Raw genomic sequence first — 14,289 nt, forward strand, 5'->3', positions numbered from 1 at the left:
ACATCTGTGGAGCAGAGACTTCTTTTACATAAGACAGCCTCCTTTTAAAGCATCTGATAAACAAGAACGCAAAGCGGCATCGTAATTATGCACAGAAGGGTAGACATCACATTGATAAGCCCTGCGTTCTGCTCATCTTTTTCATACACCTGGGCAAACTGGACGATATTAGACGCCGACGGTGCAGCACTGGCTAAAAAAACCACAAAGAGTATATCCTTTGAGCCCGGCACCATGCCCCAAATGTTACTGAACCACATAAGAAAAGCCACAATCATCGGATAAACGATAAGTCTTCCAAAGCAAACGGCATACACCCGGAGCCTTCTAAAAGCCTCAGAAAAGCGCATGCTTCCGATGATGATTCCAGTGACAAACATACTGACAGGCGCGATGGCCTTTCCTGCAGACGAAACAGCCTCCTCCAGAACTGAGGGCAGTCTCAGCCCCGTCACAGCCATCACAATTCCCGCAAGAATTGCCAGCATACTGCTGTTTAAAAAAAGCTTTCTTAAGGACAGTTGTTTTTCTCCGCTTATCATAAACTTTCCATGGGTCCAGATAAACAGATTCTGTGTGACAATATATGCACTGCAGTAAATGATCATCTCTTCCCCAAGGACAGCACTTACCAGCGGAATAATGAGATTTCCTGCATTTGGATAGATCAACGAAGCCCTCTCAATGACGCTCATCGAAAGCTTTCTGTTCAAAAGCCAGGTCAGAATCAGATAGAGAACATTCACCGCCAGACTCGCTCCGAAGGCAATCAGAAGTCCCCGGAAAGTGTCTTTCGTAAATTCGATCTGAAAGGAATTCACCAGAATGCAGGGTACGATCACATAGAGCGCCAGCTTTGAAATTCCCTTGCTGTCCTCTCTGGAAACTATACCACATTTCACTGCTATAAATCCAAAACCAATCAGGACAAACATTACGCCGATCTGTTTCATCAGCAGCAAAGCCAGATTCATTTTACTCTCCTCTTTTCAGGATCACAGTCCAAACAACCGCTTCGCATTGAGTCCCATTACCTTTTCCGTTGTTTCCTCTCCATAAGCAGACAGCATCTCCAGATAGGCCGCCTTAACCTTTTCTACATTATAAAAGGGAGTATCCGAACCAAACAGAACACGATCTGCTCCTAAGAGGTCAATAGCCCGTTTGACCTTATCCACGCCTATGGCGCTTCCTATCAAATACATATTGGAATAATCCTTTGCTGTCTCAATGACGCGATCGCTGACATCCGGTTCCCCGGCCCCTCCCATATGCACCATCAGGATCGGCATCTCCGGATATCTGGAAGCTGCAGCTGCTGCCCGTCTGGGATCCGTAAACTCCGGATAATCAGCCCCAATATGAAATGCAAGCATCCCGCCAAGCCTGGCAATCACGTCGATGACCTCCATCGCTTCCGGTGAATCAATATAATACTCGTTCTGTGCTCCGTTAAGTTTTACTCCACAGAAGCCGTATTCCTCAAGGCATTTGCGGGCATCTTCTTTGGCTTTCTCCACTCCTTCTCCAATATTCGCCCATCCGAAAGGTACCATACGGGAATTCACCCGGGAAGCTTCATAAATATAGGCATTGCTCTCTGATACATCCTCCACTCCCTGAGGCAGAAGCCATACCAGAGCTTTATCGATTCCGGCCGCTTCCATAATCTTTTCCCATTGCTCTGCCCCTATACTTCCGTCAAAATTTTTATAGGGAGACATGTGGGTATCTGCATCTAAAACGAAATACTTTTTCTCCATCATTTTCTCCTTATTTATATCCTTTATCCATCTCATCCAGCAACCGGATCACATGCTTCGTTCTCTCATCAGTATTTCCCTTTGCCTCAAAAAACGCCTTCAGAAGATCAGGTGCCAGCCATTCTCCAACTATTTTCTCTCCAATACACATCACATTCACATGGTCATGTTCGACACACTGATGAGCACAGTGATAATCATGGACGATAGATGCACGAATCCCCGGAATCTTATTGCAGGCAACCGATGCCCCCACTCCGGTACCGCAGAACATCACCCCCCGCTCTGCCTTTCCTTCCAGAATAGGCGCACATACCTTTTTTGCCATATCCGGGAAATAAACCAGATCATCAGGCCCATTGTTTCCATTGTCGATTACCGTATGCCCCAACGATTCAATATACGGTATCATTACCTTTTTCAAATTGTAGCCTGCATGATCACTTCCAACCGATATAATCATACTCAATTCTCCTGTTCTTTTTTCTGTTTTCCAAGATACGCCTCTGTCACCCGACTGTCATGAAGAAGATCCGCCGACTTTCCGGACAGAGTAATATTTCCTCGCTCCATTATATAAGCACGTTCTGATACGCTCAGTGCCAGGTGGGCATTCTGCTCAACCAAAAGCACCGGCGTTCCATTTTTATTGATTTCCACGATCTTCTCGAAAAGTTCGTCAATAATCAAAGGAGCCAGCCCCATAGAGGGCTCATCCAGCATAAGAAGCTTTGGCTTGCCCATGAGTGCTCTGCCGATGGCCAGCATCTGCTGCTCTCCGCCGGATAATGACCAGGCCAGCTGCTTTCTTCTCTCCAACAACCTGGGAAATATTTCATAAACCATATCCAAAAGCTCTCTGTTATCCCCCGCTCGCAGGCGGATACCCTTTTCGGCAGTAGTTCCCACCAGCAGATTCTGCTCCACAGTAAGTCCCGGAAACACATGGTGCCCTTCCGGAACCTGAAGCAGACTGCTTCTGGATATTTTATGCGGTGCCAACTTTGTGATATCCTTCCCCTGAAAGTGGATACTTCCCGTTTTCGTCACGTGACCGGAGATGGAATTGAGCAGTGTCGTCTTTCCCGCCCCATTGCTTCCGATAAGGGCAACGATCTCCCTGTCATTCACCTCAATCTCCACGCCGTGGAGCGCCTCAATGGTTCCGTAAAAAGAATGCAGTCCCTTAACGTCCAGCATGATTTCCACCTCCCAGATAAGCTTTGATGACCGCCTCATTCTCCTGAACCTCTTTCGGTGTCCCGGTCATGATCTGATGTCCGAAATTGAGCACCGTAATCCGGTCACAGATGCTCATAACAAAATCCATGGCGTGCTCAATGAGAAGTACCGCGATATTTTTGCCGACTGCCGCCTGAATAAGTGCTCCCACATATTCTGTCTCCCGGTTATTCAGTCCGGCAGCCGGTTCATCCAGGAGCATTACACTGGGTTCGCACAGGATTGCGCGGATAATTTCCAGGAGTTTCTGCTGTCCATAGGAAAGCTTATCCACTGTATCCTTCAGATTCACTGTCTCCAGACCGGCAGTTTTCATCAGGACCGCCAGTTCATTGTCCACCTGCCCGCTCTTCTTTTTTCTTTTGTTTGCCAGATCCACTCCCATATAAATATTGGTTTTGATGTCACATCTCCCCAAAAGTCTGGGATGCTGAAAGGTTCTTGCAATTCCCGCCCGCGCCCGCTTATAAGTAGGCTGCTTTGAAATATTCTTATTTCCAAGGACCACCGTTCCCCGGTCGGGCATATAGATTCCTGTGATCAGATTGAGCAGTGTAGTTTTACCCGCCCCATTGGGACCGATCAGCCCGAACACTTCACCCGGGTACATTTCCAGACAGATCTCATCGGCTGCTACAACACCGCCAAAATTCTTGCAGACATCATTCAGCCTTAGGACTGCGTTTTCTGGGTTTGATATATTTTTCATAGAGCGCTTTTCCTCCTCCCAAAATGCCTTCCGGCTGAATAATCATCAGAATCATGATTCCGATTCCATAAATAAACTGCATATAATTCTGTAAAGGCCGTACCCATTCCTGAAGAAGCGAAATAATCAGAGTTCCAATAATGGCTCCGGCCGGAGAAATCGTTCCTCCCAGCATGATCATGATCAAATACATGGTGGACTGCTGATAAGTAAAGGTCTGATAGCTCAGATAGCCGGATAAAAACGCATACAGAGCTCCGGCTGCTCCGCATAATGCCCCCGAAATAGCAAAGGCTATGCTCTTTGTGAGGAGACTGTTGACACCCAGACAATCTGCTGCCAGCTCGTTATCCCGTATCGCCATAAAGGATCTTCCCAGAGGAGAATGGAACAATACCTTGATGATAACATTTACAATCAGACATACCAGAAAAATAATGAAAAATTTTGCTGTCTCGTTATCAGCAGTGAAACCGAAAAGCTGAAACGGCGGAATATCTGATATGCCAAGGGCTCCTCCAGTCACAGGTGTCCAGTTCATGAACAGACCATTTAAAATCGTCATGAGACCAATGGTCGCAAAAGTAAAATAATACTGCCTCAGCCTGAAAAACGCAAAACCAAGAATAAAAGCTAAGAGCGCCGTTCCTGCAATGGCCACTATCATGGCGGGGACAGAACTGACGCCCAGTTTTAATGTCATATTGGCCGTCAGGTAAGCTCCCACCCCCCAAAGCCCTGCTTGGGCAAAAGAATTCTGCCCGCACATTCCAAGGAGTACATACACGCTGAGCACACAAAGATACGCAATCATGGCAATATTCAAAACCCTCAGCATATAACTGGAGGTCACAAATGGAAGCCCGCTGCCAAGAATCAGTACGATCAGGATCGTAATTAAAAAAGGCTTCTTTATGGATTTCAATCCTTCAACCAATGCCGTCACCTACGCTTTCTCCTGTATTTTTTCGCCAAAGATTCCCTGAGGCCGAATCATCAAAATCGCAATGAGTACCACATAGATCAGAACCAGCTGATATGTGCTGGATATATATGCTCCTCCAAAAGCCTCTACAAGTCCGACGATTAGGCCTCCGATAATCGCACCTGGTACACTTCCGAATCCTCCGATGACAATAGCCGCAAAAGCCTTTGCACCGGCTGTGCCACCCATCACGTTGTTAAGAAAGAATATGGGAGCCAAAAGTCCTCCACCCACGCCTGTAATCATTGCAGATAGTGCAAAGGTCAGACCAATGGAAAAAATAACCGGGATTCCTGTGAGAGAAGCCATATACTGATCCTGTGCCGTGGCCTGCATCATATTTCCAATAAAGGTTTTCTCAAGAAGGATATATACTAAAATCATAATTACTGCCGATACAACAATAATCGCAATATGCTGCCACTGAACCGAGGCTGTTCCTATTTTCACGGTTCCTTCCACTACACGGTCCATACTGACCGGAATAGATCCCCAAATCAGTCTGGCTCCTTCCTTAAAAGCGATGGATGCTCCCATGGCGCTGACAATGATAGCCTTAGCCTGGGCATTTCTCAGCGGCCAGTAAGAGCTTCTCATGAAAAGAACACCGACCACTCCCATGGACAAAGACGCAAGGAGCAGTGAAACCACGATTGGCAGATGCAGGATCTGGTTGAAGGTATAGCAGAAATATCCGCCGAACATCAAAAACTCACCCTGGGCGAAATTCATGATTCCCACCGAACGAAAAATCAGAACCATTCCCATCGCAATCAGGCCATACACGATTCCCATTGACATTCCGGAAATCAATAATTGTAGATTCATAGTTCTTCCGCCTTTCTATACTAATGGGGAGCTTGATCCGCTCCCCATCCTCTGTCTGCTATTCGATTACCTTTTCCGACGTAATTTCTGCAATAATTTCCGCCTTCTGGTCTTTCACTCTTACAAGCAGGCCGCCGCGTCCGCAGTCTCCGTTGGTCCGGCAGTCGTAGGTCGTAATCGCACCCGGATAGCTGTCAATGGTATTCATCGCATCTCTTACCGCTGCTCTGTCAGTTGTTCCTGCACGTTCAATTGCCTCACAGATGATAGAAATATGGTCGTAAATCTGAGCTGCAGCCTTACCGCACTCCTCACCATAAAGCTCCTGATATTTCTTTGCAAAAGCATTGCCCTTCTCATTGGGGGTATTCGGAACCCATGCAGACGCGCAGTAAACATCATCAGTGGCATCGCCAGCCAGCTGAATGGTTACCGGATCAGCAAAAGCATTGGAGCCTAAAATCGGAGCTTCAATTCCCATGGACCGGATCTGAGTAACCAGGATCGCCGCTTCTGTCTGGAAGGCTGCTCCGATGATAGCCTCTGCACCCGAATTCTGCACCTGGGCGATCTGAGAGGAGAAATCCTTCGTTCCTGTAGTAAACGGAACCGTTACCATAGGTTCAATGCCGTAATCAGCAAGAGCCTCTGTAAATAATCTTGCCTGGTCAGAGGAAGAAGTCTCTGTATCATGAAGAATCGCAAAACTCTTTAATCCCAGATCTTCAACTGCATATTTAATCAGTGCTTTGCAGAGAGTTTCATCACAGGCCCGAAGCTGGAACAGCCATTTATTATCATTATTGCACATATCCCTCAGCGTAGGAGAAGATCCCTGTGCAGTCGTCAGAATGCTAAATTCCAGGGCGGAGGGTGCCTGAGCCATACCATCATTGGAACTGTCCGGTCCGATTATTGCAACAATATCATCATCCGCAGCCAGTTTCCTGTAAGCATTTACTGCTCCGACATCTGTACCGAGTGCATCCTCGATAACAACCTCAATCGGGCGTCCCAGCACACCGCCTGCGCTGTTGATCTCCTCTTCGATAATCTTTACCGCATTGGATGCATACTGTCCCTCCAGAGCGCGGTCACCGGTCAAAACTGTAGTCAGACCGATTTTAATAGGATCTCCGGACACTTCCGACTCTCCATCTGCTTCTTTGTCCCCTTCTGTTTCTTTTGCCTGTGTTTCCTTTGCTGCTTCTGTTTTTGCCGCAGTTTCTTTCGCTTCTTCCTTACCGGAACCACACCCCACAAGTCCCACCGCGAGGAACACAGCCAACAACAATGCTACTGCTTTTTTCATAGAAATACCTCCCATATTGTATTTTGTAATCCGGCGTTACCATATTTTTATCATCTGTGTAACCGTTTACATTTTAAATTTTATAACCAGATGTGATATTTGTCAATAAAATATTTTTTTATCTTTTTATAATTAGCAATTATGTACATTTATGTGACGAATATTTGTCTATATTGCGTTATGGATTTATCATTTTGTAAACGTTATCATATAGATATTATATTATTGATTGCTTTTAGAAAAGTTTTATATTATAATATTTTTTATTACAGAAACCAAATGGAGGTATTTATGAAAAATATTACCATAAGAGACATTGCCAATCAGGCCGGCGTTTCTGTTGCCACCGTATCCCGTGTAATTAATAATCACTCGAACGTATCCCCCAAAGCAGAAGAACGGGTCCGGAACGCCATTCAGGCCTTCAACTATTACCCAAATCGTGCCGCCAGAGAATTGAAATGTCAGACCTCCAAAACCATCGCCTTTCTGATCGCCGACAGCACTAATGAATACTACAGTCAGATCGCCCAGGCGATCATCCAAATCATAAAAGAATTTGGCTATACTCTGTTCATCTGCAACTGTTTCAATGACAGCGAAATCGAAAAGAATTATCTGACCATGCTGTATGAGCGAAATGTTGACGGTATTATCCTGAACAGCTGCGGAAGCAATGATGACTTTATTGTTGAGCTCAGCCAGAAAATTCCCATAGTTCTGGTTCACAGACGGATAAGCGACCCCTCCTTTCAGGGCGATTTTGTCGATGCAGATTTCGGAAACAGTACCTATGAGATGACCATGCAGCTCATAAGAAATAATCATCGGAAAATCGGAATAATTTCCGGCCCCCTTTCCATCAGTTCTGCCTATGAACGCTTCCGCAATTTCAAACGGGCCATGAAGGAAATCGGCATGGAAATTGATAGCACTTATCCTTATATGGCGGAAGGTCCCCATGATTCCCAGTTCGGTTATCATGCCGCTTCCATTCTGCTTTCTCTCCCCGAGCCGCCTACTGCCATTATTTCCGGCCACAATGAAACCTGTATCGGCCTGCTCCGTTATTGTCAGGAAAAGGGGGTTGCCATTCCGGATCAGCTTTCTGTAGCTTCCCCTTGCAACGTAAACTTAGTGGATCTTTTTTATGTAAATCCTTCTTGTGCACTTCCCGACACCTGGGCTCTCGGTTCCCGAATCGGGCAGATGCTTCTGGATCGAATCCGTTCTGACGATCCAATCCGGAACCGTGAGGTCGTATTTATGCCCAAAATCATTGATGGCAACGCCATTCGTAAATTGCCGGCTGAAAACGAATAATTTTCTCAGATTCTATCATTGAACGTCGGCTCATTCAACCGGAGCATTAAAAGAAGCCCGGCTTAGGCAGACGATTAATTCTGATGCCTAGCTGGGCTCCTTTTCAATTTTTGCATTTTAAAAATCAGATTTTTCCGGATCAATACCGTCCTGTCTTATAACTCCCCGTCCCGTTCTGGAACATGGTCCGGACAGTGGCATAGCTGGCAAAGGCAGTCAACAGATAACCGACAATCAGATCCTTCCAGTACATGGAACTGATCTGCGGCTCCTTCAAAAAGTCCGGAATCGCCCTGTACGCATCAAAGAAGGTAATGGGAACCTCGTTTCGGAAGGCCTTGTAGATCTCATAGGCAAAGCCGATGTTGTGAGCAAAATAAATCATTACGGCAACGATCACCAGACAGACGGCAACACCCGGAACACTGACCTTTCCCCCGAATTTCTCATAGCCCTTCAAAGCGCACACCGCCGATACCAGCCCTGCAATGCCGGCTATATAACCAAACTGATAGATCAGCACCCAGAGGACTCCGCCCAAAAGCGCTCCGAGGAATGCCCCCACAAGGCCGGTCACCATATTGCCCTTTTTCTGTGCCAGATTCTGCCGGTTGCTTTCCAGTTCTCCCACAATGCCGTTATAGCAGCCATCGCACAGCATATCCAGACGGCCGTTTATCACAGAAAGAGTGGTGGGATGATCCTCTCCGCAGGCCGCGCAGCAGGGGGTGTAACCGTTTTCTGTCAGATAAGAGACCAATCTGTCCAGCACCATTCGGATCTGTGAAGCGACCGACCTGGTTCTCTTAAATGCAAGAGCCACCTTTTTCCCGTCATAGGATGCCATCTTGATCTTCTTATTGGCCGAGCGGAGCTCTTCCAGCAGCTTGTCCATGGTATAGGCCGGCGGATTTGCGCCTGCTCTGGCATTGACTGCCACCTCCCAGAGAGTACCGCCATCTCTCACACACACCGGATAACCGGAAATTGTTCCCTGAAGCACATTTTTCGGCCGTTCAACAAGATAATCCGTGCCTTTTATCAGATCTGCTAAAGCCTGTTTCATTCTTCTTTCCCCTCCATAAAATATCTCATACATTCTGCCCCCAGCATGACAACCGTCTCCGCATGGGTAAAATCCGTGACATTCCTGTCATATAACAGGTTGATCTTCGCCGGAAAATCCTCATCGCCATCCCAGAAGATCACGCGCATGGGAATGCAGGAAAAGACCGGCACCTGAAAGGCCGCATCTCCATAGGGGATGGGAAGAAATCCCAGAGCCTCCCCGGCGGCCCGGAACTTAGCAGTCCGCCCGGAAAAATGCTTTGCAAAAGGAATAAGCACCTGTCGTTCAAAAGCCGCCTCAAACACCCCGGCATCTTTCACATCTCTGAAATGCACCCATTCTCCGGAATTTTTCGCTCCCTCTTTGGCATAATAAAGCAGACTGTAGACGGCCATAATCTCATCGAATTCCGGCTCATAATCCGGTTTTTCCGGACAGGTGATACGCCCTGTTTTCCTGTCGATCCGATGAGGGATCCCGAAATAAAGAAGCCGGATGCTGTCCTCATCATAATCATGAATTCCCGCCTTTTCACACAAAGCTGCCGCATCCCAGGTCAGAAATTTCCGCCTCCAGTGCTCCAGCACCTTTTCGTAATTGGAGGAAGGGCTGCCACGTCTTTCCGCTCTGTTTTCTTTTTCCATCAGACAGACACCTCTTTCAAAAACCGGATTTCCTCCGCCCAGCCCGCATCGTCATTTGGTGTTTCCAGTATGCAGGGAAGCCCCTGCACTGCCGGATGGCTGACCAGGCGCCGGAAGGTCTCCTTTCCGATCTGTCCCTCTCCCAGCCTTGCGTGGCGGTCCTTATGACTTCCCAGCCCGTTGAGGCTGTCATTGGTATGTACAGCCTTAAGCCGTTTCAGACCGATCACCCGGTCGAACTCGGTAAAAACGCCGTCCATATCTCCCACAATATCATATCCTGCATCCCACACATGACAGGTATCCAGACAGACCCCCACCTTGTGTGAAAGCTCCACCCTGTCCAGGATTTCTCTCAGATCCTCAAAGGTACCGCCGATCTCACTGCCTTTACCGGCCATGGTCTCCAACAGCACGGTTGTGTGCTGCTCTTCCGTGAGGATTTCGTTGAGGACAGAGGCAATCAGTTCAATTCCCTTTTCTCTCCCCTGTCCCACATGACAGCCGGGATGAAAATTGTAATAATTCCCCGGCGTATACTCCAGCCGCCGGATATCATCAGCCATGGTTTCCCGCGCAAAGGTCCGAAGCTCTTCCCTGGCTGCACAGGCATTTAACGTATACGGTGCATGGGCCACCACCGGCCCCAGTCCGTCGGCCTTTGCCATGGACCGGAATTTCCCTGCATCCTCCGGATCCAGTTCCTTTGCCCTTCCTCCTCTGGGATTTCTTGTAAAAAATGCAAAGGTATCTCCGCCCAGCTTCCGGATCTGCTTTCCCATCGCCTCATATCCCTTTGAGGAAGAAATGTGGCTTCCTGCGTATATCATAAAACGCCCTCCAGTTCCAACAGTTTTCTTTTGATATCCAGTCCTCCGGCATATCCTGTCAGGGAGCCTCCTGCACCGATGACCCGATGGCAGGGAACCACAATGGGAAGAGGATTTTTGTGGTTTGCCATGCCAACGGCCCTTCCGGCCCCGGGATTTCCTATGGTCGCTGCGATCTGTCCGTAGCTTCTGGTCTCTCCGTAGGGAATTTCGGAAAGCGCTGCCCATACCCGGCGCTGAAATTCCGTTCCCTCCGGTCTGAGGGGCAGTTCAAACGTCTTCCTTTTCCCGGCAAAATACTCGGAAAGCTGGCAGACCGCCAGAATAAGAACCGAAGAGGCTTCCCCGCGTGCTTCCTCTGACCTGTCAAAGGCCAATGCTACCGATCCATCGGCCAATTCCCCGGCCGTATTATCGCAGGAAGCTTCTCTCGCAAACAGGATCTTTTTCAGCGCGCCGTCTTCTGCCTCCAGCAAAAGCGGCCCCACCGGCGACTTCATATACATCGTATCCAACTCTTCCGCCCCCCTTTTTCTATACTGTAACATATTTTTTTCTTTTTGACGACCCTTACGGAGAGAAAACCGGCCTACACAGAGCAGGCCCGTATACATCCAGGCTCCGAAAAAGGGGAATGCCCTCTGCCGCCATTTCCTGGATCTGTGTCTTTGCGTAAGCTACTTTCTGATATCCCTGATGTCTGGGGAAGGAATAGTAAACGATGGTCTCAGTTCCCATTTCCTTTGCCCTCTCTGCCATCTGTTTACCGGAAATGTATGCGTCGCCGTCGATAACCAGGTCAGCAGCTGCGTTTATAACATCAGGATTCTCGTTGGGACCGCCTACGATGTACAGAACGTCCGGACGGATCTCTTTTGCCTTGGCAATGGCTGCTGCCGTCTCCGCCGCTTTCGTTTCTGCTGTAATCTCCTCTTGGTTTCACGCGTTAATTCGTTACCTTGTTAATGGTTTTTCCACAAAAAAAACAGGCCCACCAGCCTGCGATCATTCTATCTATCAATGCCAGACTCGTTTCAACAGTACCTTAACTTATGGATATGACAAAAAGACGTACAACAACATACGCCGTTTCTACATTCCATTCTGTTCAGTACCATTATTGTTCTTCCGGTTATCATTTTGTCTCCTTTCTTAAAACCCTATTACCTATCGGTTTTATATGTTTTTGATGGTTATTACACTACCATGGTTGAACTCATTTGCCAATATAAAATTTAATTTTTTTGCACAGACATCTGCAAACACCGGAAACGGGAGGGTCCCCCTCCCAGTTTTTCCATACCACCACAACGGAAATCAGAACATTTCCAAGGCAGATTCCCGGCGTACGCCCGAAGAATAAGGCCGCCGCCGATACCGCTCCCAGAATAAGAAACGCATAAACGCTCCGCCTTTCATTGGGGCGAATCACAACCGCCGCCGAAAAGAAAATATACAGGGACGTCAAAAGCCACACGCTTCTGCTGTAGGGCAGGATTCCCAGAAGTACGCCGAAGCTGACGGCAATGGCCTTTCCGCCATGACCGCTCTTCCAGGCAGGGAAAGCATGGCCGATCACCGGAGCCGCCATAACACCGGCAAACCAGAGACTCACCGGAGCCAGCACCTTTCCCGCCCACATAACAGGCAGCCATCCCTTGCCGATATCCAGAATCAGACACAGGATCCCCATGGGGATCCCTGCATATTTCATCACATTGGAGGTGCCGGGATTGTGATCTTCGCTGACTGCTTCGATATCCATGCCCTTAAAATACCTGGGCAGAATATGTCCGAACAGCACACTTCCCATCCCATAGCCCAGAGCCATGAATAAAAGTGCCGCTATTTCCCCGTTTCTCATCCTGCTACCTCCGTGTTTCAGTAAACTCTCTGTCTCCCCGGCAGTATGCCTCCATATAATCACAGATATCCGACGCAGCCCTTGCATTGATATAATGCTTCTGCGCCTCCTCCATTCTTCTTCTGGCCGCATCGTTTTTGAGAAGTTCCAGCACCTGCCGTCCCGTTTCTTTTTCACCGGCACCCATCACAGACATTCCGTGACCGGAGAAAAAAGCCGCATTTTTTGTCTCGCAGCCGGGAATCGGTGCAGAGTGGACCATGGGGATCCCTTTTGCCGCCGCCTCGGTACTGGTCAGACCGCCGGGCTTTGTCACCAGCACATCGCAGGCATCCATATACAAATCAGCCTGAGGCGTATAGTCAAGGACCAGAACCTTCCTGTTTCCCTGAAACTCCTTCCGGAGCTTTGCCTTTAATTTCTCATTATCTCCTCCAAGAATCAGGATCCTCCCATCTTCGGGAATCCCCTTTTCGATCACTTCCACCATTGCGAAAATATTGCCATATCCCATGCTCCCTGTCATAATCAGAACAAGAGGGCCTTCCGCGCCGATCCCCAGTCCACGTCTTGTCTCCAGCCTGTCCTTCTTCTCCCAGAATCTTTTGGACACGGGAATTCCGACAGGCACCAGCTTTTCCCTGCAGATTCCCCGCTCCTTATATTCCGCGATCAGTTCATCACTGGGAATAAAATAAACATCCATTCCCGTTTCTTCCGTAAATGGAATACAGGTATAATCTGTTGCCACAAAAAAACAGGCGGCATCCAGCGGATAGTGCTTTTTTATATAGGTGATCGCCTCCGCAGGGAACAGGTGAGGCATCACAATACAGTCATATCCCTCTCTTCTGATATAGGAGTACAGTTTTTTGCTGTACAGGATATTGGCAAGATATACCGGAGATTTCCGTTTGGCAGAGCTGATCCTCCCCGCCACCTTGTAAGCTGCACCAAAAGCTTCCGGAAAGCTTGTCGTGGTTTTTACATAAACCTTCGTGGCATGCTTCGATGTCTTCGGACGTGCAAAACGGAGGGCATCCAGCATTTTGCATTCGATGCCCCTCCGCGTCAATTCCTCTTTTACGGCCCGCCCCGCAGCATTGTGTCCCTGGCCGGTATTACAGGAAAGAATTAAAGCTTTCATGACTGCTCCTTTTTATCGATCAATTCAAAAATCGAGTGATTCATCAGAATATAGTAACCACGTATGATCTCCTCAACCGGAATATCCTGCTTTTCGTACATCACCCAGGCTTTGATGACGCTGGCCAGGCTCAGGGAATAATGCTTTGCAATGACTTCCTTTCTCCAGATGTTGAGGCCGGGCTGTTCTTTCAGGGGATATTTCGTCAGACACTCAAGAAAGAAAAGGTACAGATACTGTTCCAGGATTTCCTCAAAGGAATTCTGCCCGGTGACTTCAAAGGCCTTCCGGTAAAAGGCACGCTCCCGCTCCATGTGCAGGACCAAAAGCTTGATCGCTTCCTCCTCCATACCATCATCCAGAAGCTTGCTCATACGCTTCCCCACATCCTCCTGAAACACATCCTCCAGAAGCTCATATTTATCCCGGTAATAATTGTAAAAGGTGGGCCTCAGCACTCCAGCCTCATCGGTGATCATCTTCACGGTGATCTTGTCAAAGGAATGACTCTTCATAAGCTCCTTGAGCCCCTCCTGCAGGAGAACCTTGGTCGCTTCCCTCTTTCGTTCCATT

At 48.1% G+C, this 14,289-nt stretch carries 17 protein-coding genes; 1 reads left to right on the forward strand and 16 read right to left on the reverse strand.

The window, feature by feature from the left end:
- Positions 1 to 44 precede the first annotated feature (44 nt).
- Genes QJ036_RS03105 through QJ036_RS03140 form a run of 8 tightly spaced genes read right to left on the reverse strand, consistent with a single transcriptional unit; the run spans position 45 to position 6,839 of the window.
- Positions 45 to 974: an AEC family transporter gene (locus QJ036_RS03105; protein ID WP_283229979.1), complete on the reverse strand. Its 930-nt coding sequence runs from the start codon at positions 972 to 974 to the stop codon at positions 45 to 47.
- A 21-nt stretch (positions 975 to 995) separates the two neighbouring features.
- Complete coding sequence (locus QJ036_RS03110; protein WP_283229980.1) at positions 996 to 1,766, reverse strand: amidohydrolase family protein; 771 nt, start codon at positions 1,764 to 1,766, stop codon at positions 996 to 998.
- Between the two features lie 7 nt (positions 1,767 to 1,773).
- Complete coding sequence (locus tag QJ036_RS03115; RefSeq protein ID WP_283229981.1) at positions 1,774 to 2,226, reverse strand: RpiB/LacA/LacB family sugar-phosphate isomerase; 453 nt, start codon at positions 2,224 to 2,226, stop codon at positions 1,774 to 1,776.
- 2 nt (positions 2,227 to 2,228) lie between these two features.
- Positions 2,229 to 2,963 (reverse strand): ABC transporter ATP-binding protein, encoded by a 735-nt coding sequence (locus QJ036_RS03120; protein WP_283229982.1) that lies wholly within the window; start codon positions 2,961 to 2,963, stop codon positions 2,229 to 2,231.
- Entirely contained in the window at positions 2,950 to 3,714 is a 765-nt protein-coding gene (locus QJ036_RS03125) for an ABC transporter ATP-binding protein (RefSeq protein WP_283229983.1), read from the reverse strand. The genes QJ036_RS03120 and QJ036_RS03125 overlap by 14 nt, the downstream gene beginning before the upstream one ends.
- On the reverse strand, positions 3,668 to 4,660 hold the full coding sequence (locus QJ036_RS03130) for a branched-chain amino acid ABC transporter permease (RefSeq protein WP_283229984.1): 993 nt from the start codon (positions 4,658 to 4,660) through the stop codon (positions 3,668 to 3,670). The genes QJ036_RS03125 and QJ036_RS03130 overlap by 47 nt, the downstream gene beginning before the upstream one ends.
- The gene (locus tag QJ036_RS03135; protein WP_283229985.1) at positions 4,661 to 5,527 is read right to left on the reverse strand and encodes a branched-chain amino acid ABC transporter permease; all 867 of its coding nucleotides are present in this window, start codon (positions 5,525 to 5,527) and stop codon (positions 4,661 to 4,663) included.
- Between the two features lie 58 nt (positions 5,528 to 5,585).
- Positions 5,586 to 6,839: an ABC transporter substrate-binding protein gene (locus tag QJ036_RS03140; protein WP_283229986.1), complete on the reverse strand. Its 1,254-nt coding sequence runs from the start codon at positions 6,837 to 6,839 to the stop codon at positions 5,586 to 5,588.
- A gap of 291 nt (positions 6,840 to 7,130) precedes the next feature.
- On the opposite strand from QJ036_RS03140, the gene QJ036_RS03145 reads away from it, so the two are divergent.
- On the forward strand, positions 7,131 to 8,162 hold the full coding sequence (locus QJ036_RS03145; RefSeq protein ID WP_283229987.1) for a LacI family DNA-binding transcriptional regulator: 1,032 nt from the start codon (positions 7,131 to 7,133) through the stop codon (positions 8,160 to 8,162).
- A 139-nt stretch (positions 8,163 to 8,301) separates the two neighbouring features.
- Here QJ036_RS03145 and QJ036_RS03150 read toward each other — a convergent pair whose 3' ends face one another.
- From QJ036_RS03150 to QJ036_RS03185, 8 genes are all read right to left on the reverse strand, one after another.
- Positions 8,302 to 9,228: a hypothetical protein gene (locus tag QJ036_RS03150; RefSeq protein WP_283229988.1), complete on the reverse strand. Its 927-nt coding sequence runs from the start codon at positions 9,226 to 9,228 to the stop codon at positions 8,302 to 8,304.
- The gene (locus QJ036_RS03155; protein WP_283229989.1) at positions 9,225 to 9,875 is read right to left on the reverse strand and encodes a DUF3786 domain-containing protein; all 651 of its coding nucleotides are present in this window, start codon (positions 9,873 to 9,875) and stop codon (positions 9,225 to 9,227) included. The genes QJ036_RS03150 and QJ036_RS03155 overlap by 4 nt, the downstream gene beginning before the upstream one ends.
- The gene (locus QJ036_RS03160; protein ID WP_283229990.1) at positions 9,875 to 10,705 is read right to left on the reverse strand and encodes a deoxyribonuclease IV; all 831 of its coding nucleotides are present in this window, start codon (positions 10,703 to 10,705) and stop codon (positions 9,875 to 9,877) included. Before QJ036_RS03160 ends, QJ036_RS03155 begins: the two co-directional genes overlap by 1 nt.
- Positions 10,702 to 11,220 (reverse strand): methylated-DNA--[protein]-cysteine S-methyltransferase, encoded by a 519-nt coding sequence (locus tag QJ036_RS03165; RefSeq protein WP_416388538.1) that lies wholly within the window; start codon positions 11,218 to 11,220, stop codon positions 10,702 to 10,704. Before QJ036_RS03165 ends, QJ036_RS03160 begins: the two co-directional genes overlap by 4 nt.
- Before the next feature lie 55 nt (positions 11,221 to 11,275).
- Positions 11,276 to 11,632 carry a DUF3798 domain-containing protein gene (locus QJ036_RS03170; protein ID WP_283230142.1) on the reverse strand — a complete coding sequence of 119 codons (357 nt, stop codon included), beginning with the start codon at positions 11,630 to 11,632 and terminating at the stop codon, positions 11,276 to 11,278.
- A gap of 289 nt (positions 11,633 to 11,921) precedes the next feature.
- Positions 11,922 to 12,569, reverse strand: coding sequence for a glycerol-3-phosphate acyltransferase (locus tag QJ036_RS03175; protein ID WP_283229991.1), 648 nt, complete (start codon positions 12,567 to 12,569; stop codon positions 11,922 to 11,924).
- Positions 12,570 to 12,573: 4 nt separating this feature from the next.
- Positions 12,574 to 13,716, reverse strand: a complete 1,143-nt coding sequence (locus tag QJ036_RS03180) for an MGDG synthase family glycosyltransferase (RefSeq protein WP_283229992.1) — start codon at positions 13,714 to 13,716, stop codon at positions 12,574 to 12,576.
- Complete coding sequence (locus QJ036_RS03185) at positions 13,713 to 14,288, reverse strand: TetR family transcriptional regulator (protein WP_283229993.1); 576 nt, start codon at positions 14,286 to 14,288, stop codon at positions 13,713 to 13,715. The genes QJ036_RS03180 and QJ036_RS03185 overlap by 4 nt, the downstream gene beginning before the upstream one ends.
- Position 14,289: the final 1 nt, after the last annotated feature.

The sequence above is a fragment of the Fusibacillus kribbianus genome, assembly GCF_030053595.1.
Lineage (GTDB): Bacteria > Bacillota > Clostridia > Lachnospirales > Lachnospiraceae > Lientehia > Lientehia kribbiana.

What these genes read in the sequence shown, in the direction of transcription:
- QJ036_RS03155 (WP_283229989.1), bottom strand. Translation starts at nt 9,875, where the DNA reads ATGGAAAAAGAAAACAGAGCGGAAAGACGTGGCAGCCCTTCCTCCAAT.
- QJ036_RS03135 (WP_283229985.1), bottom strand. Translation starts at nt 5,527, where the DNA reads ATGAATCTACAATTATTGATTTCCGGAATGTCAATGGGAATCGTGTAT.
- QJ036_RS03140 (WP_283229986.1), bottom strand. Translation starts at nt 6,839, where the DNA reads ATGAAAAAAGCAGTAGCATTGTTGTTGGCTGTGTTCCTCGCGGTGGGA.
- QJ036_RS03115 (WP_283229981.1), bottom strand. Translation starts at nt 2,226, where the DNA reads ATGATTATATCGGTTGGAAGTGATCATGCAGGCTACAATTTGAAAAAG.
- QJ036_RS03160 (WP_283229990.1), bottom strand. Translation starts at nt 10,705, where the DNA reads ATGATATACGCAGGAAGCCACATTTCTTCCTCAAAGGGATATGAGGCG.
- QJ036_RS03120 (WP_283229982.1), bottom strand. Translation starts at nt 2,963, where the DNA reads ATGCTGGACGTTAAGGGACTGCATTCTTTTTACGGAACCATTGAGGCG.
- QJ036_RS03105 (WP_283229979.1), bottom strand. Translation starts at nt 974, where the DNA reads ATGAATCTGGCTTTGCTGCTGATGAAACAGATCGGCGTAATGTTTGTC.
- QJ036_RS03125 (WP_283229983.1), bottom strand. Translation starts at nt 3,714, where the DNA reads ATGAAAAATATATCAAACCCAGAAAACGCAGTCCTAAGGCTGAATGAT.
- QJ036_RS03180 (WP_283229992.1), bottom strand. Translation starts at nt 13,716, where the DNA reads ATGAAAGCTTTAATTCTTTCCTGTAATACCGGCCAGGGACACAATGCT.
- QJ036_RS03145 (WP_283229987.1), top strand. Translation starts at nt 7,131, where the DNA reads ATGAAAAATATTACCATAAGAGACATTGCCAATCAGGCCGGCGTTTCT.
- QJ036_RS03150 (WP_283229988.1), bottom strand. Translation starts at nt 9,228, where the DNA reads ATGAAACAGGCTTTAGCAGATCTGATAAAAGGCACGGATTATCTTGTT.
- QJ036_RS03110 (WP_283229980.1), bottom strand. Translation starts at nt 1,766, where the DNA reads ATGATGGAGAAAAAGTATTTCGTTTTAGATGCAGATACCCACATGTCT.
- QJ036_RS03175 (WP_283229991.1), bottom strand. Translation starts at nt 12,569, where the DNA reads ATGAGAAACGGGGAAATAGCGGCACTTTTATTCATGGCTCTGGGCTAT.
- QJ036_RS03185 (WP_283229993.1), bottom strand. Translation starts at nt 14,288, where the DNA reads ATGGAACGAAAGAGGGAAGCGACCAAGGTTCTCCTGCAGGAGGGGCTC.